This window comes from Aquabacterium sp. A08, assembly GCF_011742065.1.
Genome location: NZ_JAAQQT010000519.1, coordinates 1 through 3789 on the forward strand (window position 1 = coordinate 1; position 3789 = coordinate 3789).

Here is a 3789-nt window from a genome sequence, read left to right on the forward strand (position 1 = left end):
TGTTCGCCCCGTCCGAACAGGAGTTGTACCCCGAGCCGCAGACCTTCAAGGTACACGCCCCCGCCGCGCTGGGCGACCTGCTGGAAGGCCACTTCCGCCCCGGCTTTTTCACCGGCGTGAGCACGGTGGTGATGAAGCTGTTCCAGATCGTCTTTGGCCAGAGCAAGGGCCAGGGCCACGCCGTCTTCGGCAAAAAGGACTACCAGCAGCTCATGGTCATCCGGCAGATGGTGCGGCAGTTCGCGCTGCCGGTGACCGTGCACGGCGGCGAGATCGAACGCGCCGCCGACGGCCTGGCGCTGAGTTCGCGCAACGGCTACCTGTCGCCCACCGAGCGGACCGAGGCGGTGCAGTTGTCGCTCGCCCTCAAAACCCTGGCCGCCGGTGTGCTGGGTGGCGAACACAACCTGGCCGCGCTGGAACAGCACGCCTCGGCCGCCCTGGCGCAACGCGGCTGGGCCGTGGACTACCTGACGGTGCGCCGCCGCGACGACCTGCACCCCCCCGCGGCGCCCGACTTCCAGCCGGGCCAGTTGGTGGCGCTGGGCGCGGCCAAGCTGGGCCAGACGCGCCTGATCGACAACCTCGAATTCTGAAGCGCCCAGCCGGGCAGAAACCGCGCGTGACCCGGTCAGGGTCAGCGGCTTTCGGCCACCGGGTCGCGGCCCATCAGGCGCGTCAGCGCCTGGGCCGGTGTCAAGGCGCCGTCCAGCAGCGCCACCACCGCTTCGGTGATGGGCATGTCCACCCCCAGGCTGCGCGCGCGCTGGGCCACGGTGCGGGCGCTGTACACGCCCTCGGCCACGTGCCCGAGGGAATCGACGGCCTGCTGCAGCGTCTGCCCCTGGGCCAGCAGCAGGCCCACCTGGCGGTTGCGGCTCAGGTCGCCGGTGGCGGTCAGCACCAGGTCGCCCAGGCCGCTCAGGCCCATGAAGGTGTCGGGTTTGGCGCCCAGCGCCAGCCCCAGGCGCGACATCTCGGCCAGCCCCCGGGTGATGAGCGCCGCGCGCGCGTTCAGGCCCAGCCCCAGGCCGTCGCACAGGCCGGTGGCGATGGCCATCACGTTCTTCACCGCGCCGCCCACCTCCACACCCACCACGTCGTCGTTGGCGTACACGCGCAAGGCCGGGCTGTGGAAGGCCTGCACCAGCAACTGGCACACGGCCGGGTCGCGGCTGGCGGCCACCAGGGCCGTGGGGGCGCCGCGCGCCACCTCCTGCGCAAAGCTGGGGCCGCTGAGCACCCCGGCCCGCAGGCCCGGGGCCACCTGGGCACACACCTCGTGCCCCAGCAGGCCCACGGCGGCGCCGTCGGGGCGCTCAAAGCCCTTGCACAGCCAGGCCACCGGCATGGCGACTGCGCGCAGGGTGGTCAGCATGCCACGCAGCGCGGCCATGGGCGTGCCCACCACCAGCAGGTCCTGGCCCTGCACCGCAGCCGGCAGGTCGGCCAACGCGGCGCTGAACACCGTCAGCCGGTCGGGAAACGGCAAACCGGGCAGGTAGCGCGCGTTTTGGCGCTCGGCCTGCATGCGCGCGGCCTGGGCCGGGTCGCGCGCCCACAGGCGCACCGTGTGCGGCGTGCCGTGCTCGCTGGCGGCGGCCACGGCCAGGGCGGTGCCCCAGGCCCCGGCCCCCAGCACGGCGATGTTCATCGGGCGCACGGCCACGCTCCGGTCACTGCACCGGGTTGCCGGCGGCTTGCTGGGCCTGCTGCTGCTCGAACATGGCCTGGAAGTTGATTTCGGCCAGGTGCACCGGCGGGAAGCCGGCGCGCTGGATCAGGTCGGCCACGTTGCCGCGCAGGTAGGGGTAGACGATCTGCGGGCAGGCGATGCCCATGATGGGGCCGAGCTGGTCTTCGGGCAGGTGGCGGATCTCGAAAATGCCGGCCTGCTTGGCTTCCACCAGGAACACGGTGCGGTCCTGGATCTTGGTCTGCACGGTGGCGGTCACGCACACCTCGTACACGCCATCGGCCACCGGCTGCGCTTCCACGCCGAGCTGGATGTCCACGCTCGGCTGCTCCTGTTCCAGCAGGATGGCGGGGGAATTCGGCTGCTCCAGCGACGCCTCTTTCAGGTAAACGCGCTGGATCTGGAACACGGGGGTCTGGTCGTCGGCCATGGGGATGTCTCGGTGTGGGTGAAAAACGATCGGTCAAAACAAAACCCGCTGGCGAAGGTTCTCGCAGCGGGTTGGGGCGGAACACCCAAGGATTATGTCAGCACCCCGGCGGGGCGCCGACCGCGCCCGGCTCAGGCGGCCAGCAGGGGCACCAGGCCGCCGCGCGCGTCCAGGGCGTGCAGGTCGTCGCAGCCGCCCACGTGCTGGCCGTTGATGAAGATTTGCGGCACGCTGGTGCGGCCCACCCGTTCGGCCATGGCGGCGCGCACCGCGGGCTGGCCGTCCACCACGATTTCCTCGTAGTCGGTCACCCCCCGGGCCTGCAACAGCGCCTTGGCGCGTTGGCAATAAGGGCAATAGTCGCTGCTGTAAATCGTCACCTGGGCCATGGTCGGCGTGCTCCTGCAATCCAAAAGCGGACAGCTTAACTTTTCTGGACCGGCAGATTGGCCGCGCGCCAGGCGCCCATGCCACCGCTCAGGTTATAGGCTTTTTCGTAGCCCAGCTTCTTGGCCACGGCCACGGCGCGGCGCGAACGGATGCCCGAGGCGCACACCAGCACCAGCGGCAACCCCTTGTTCTTGACCACGCCGGGCAGCTTGGCCTCCAGCTCGTCCAGCGGCACGTTCTTGGCGGCGGTCACGTGGCCGGCGGCGTATTCCTCGGGCGAGCACACGTCCACCACCACCGCTTTTTCGCGGTTCATCAGCTGCACCGCCTCGGTCGGGCTCACGCCGTCGGCGCCACCGCCCTTGCCCAGGGTGGGCCACAGCAGCAAGGCCCCCGAAGCCGCGGCCACGGCGAACAACATCCAGTTTTGCACAAAGAAATCCACGGTACACCTTTCAAAGGAACCCGCTATTCTAAAATGATGGGTTTGCGCCCCGCACCAACCCGCCCATTGCCACCATGCACCAGCTCGTCCTCATCCGCCACGGCGAATCCACCTGGAACCTCGAAAACCGCTTCACCGGCTGGACCGACGTGGACCTGACCCCCACCGGCGTGTCGCAGGCCATGTCGGCCGGCAAACTGCTCAAGGCCGAAGGCTGGGACTTCGACCTGTGCTTCACCAGCGTGCTCAAGCGCGCCATCCACACCCTGTGGTACGTGCTCGACGAAATGGACCGCACCTGGCTGCCCGTCACCAAAGACTACCGCCTGAACGAGCGCCACTACGGCGCGCTGCAAGGCCTGAACAAGGCCGACATGGCCAAGCAGTACGGCGACGAACAGGTGCTGATCTGGCGCCGCAGCTACGACACCCCGCCGCCGGCCCTGGAACCGCAAGACCCGCGCGGCCAGCGCAACGACCGCCGCTACGGCCAGCTGGCGCCCGAGCAGATTCCCCTGACCGAGTGCCTGAAAGACACCGTGGCCCGCGTCGTGCCCTACTGGAACGAGACGCTGGCGCCCACCATCCAGAGCGGCAAGCGGGTGCTGATCGCCGCGCACGGCAACTCCATCCGCGCGCTCATCAAGCACCTGGACAACATTTCCGAGGCCGACATCGTCCACCTCAACATCCCCAACGGCATTCCGCTGGTGTACGAGTTCGACGACGACATGCAACCGCTGCGCCGCTACTACCTGGGCGACGCCGCGGCGGCCGAAGCGGCCGCTGCCGCCGTGGCCAGCCAGGGCAAGGCCTGAGCCCGGCGCC

The 3789-nt window shown here is 69.5% G+C and carries 6 protein-coding genes; 2 read left to right on the forward strand and 4 right to left on the reverse strand.

What is annotated here, in order from left to right; all coding sequences use genetic code 11:
* On the forward strand, positions 1-596 hold a 596-nt coding region (locus tag HA630_RS03240; protein ID WP_166832313.1), incomplete at its 5' end, for a pantoate--beta-alanine ligase.
* A 41-nt stretch (positions 597-637) separates the two neighbouring features.
* Here the strand turns inward: HA630_RS03240 and HA630_RS03245 are convergent.
* The 4 genes from HA630_RS03245 to HA630_RS03260 form a co-directional block, all read right to left on the reverse strand.
* The gene (locus tag HA630_RS03245; RefSeq protein ID WP_166832318.1) at positions 638-1654 is read right to left on the reverse strand and encodes an NAD(P)H-dependent glycerol-3-phosphate dehydrogenase; all 1017 of its coding nucleotides are present in this window, start codon (positions 1652-1654) and stop codon (positions 638-640) included.
* A gap of 22 nt (positions 1655-1676) precedes the next feature.
* Positions 1677-2126, reverse strand: a complete 450-nt coding sequence (gene secB, locus HA630_RS03250; protein WP_166832314.1) for a protein-export chaperone SecB — start codon at positions 2124-2126, stop codon at positions 1677-1679.
* A gap of 131 nt (positions 2127-2257) precedes the next feature.
* Positions 2258-2515, reverse strand: a complete 258-nt coding sequence (gene grxC, locus HA630_RS03255) for a glutaredoxin 3 (RefSeq protein WP_166832315.1) — start codon at positions 2513-2515, stop codon at positions 2258-2260.
* A gap of 35 nt (positions 2516-2550) precedes the next feature.
* Positions 2551-2961 carry a rhodanese-like domain-containing protein gene (locus HA630_RS03260; protein WP_166832316.1) on the reverse strand — a complete coding sequence of 137 codons (411 nt, stop codon included), beginning with the start codon at positions 2959-2961 and terminating at the stop codon, positions 2551-2553.
* Between the two features lie 74 nt (positions 2962-3035).
* Between HA630_RS03260 and gpmA the strand changes: the two genes are divergently transcribed.
* Positions 3036-3779 carry a 2,3-diphosphoglycerate-dependent phosphoglycerate mutase gene (gpmA, locus tag HA630_RS03265; RefSeq protein ID WP_166832317.1) on the forward strand — a complete coding sequence of 248 codons (744 nt, stop codon included), beginning with the start codon at positions 3036-3038 and terminating at the stop codon, positions 3777-3779.
* Positions 3780-3789 lie beyond the last annotated feature (10 nt).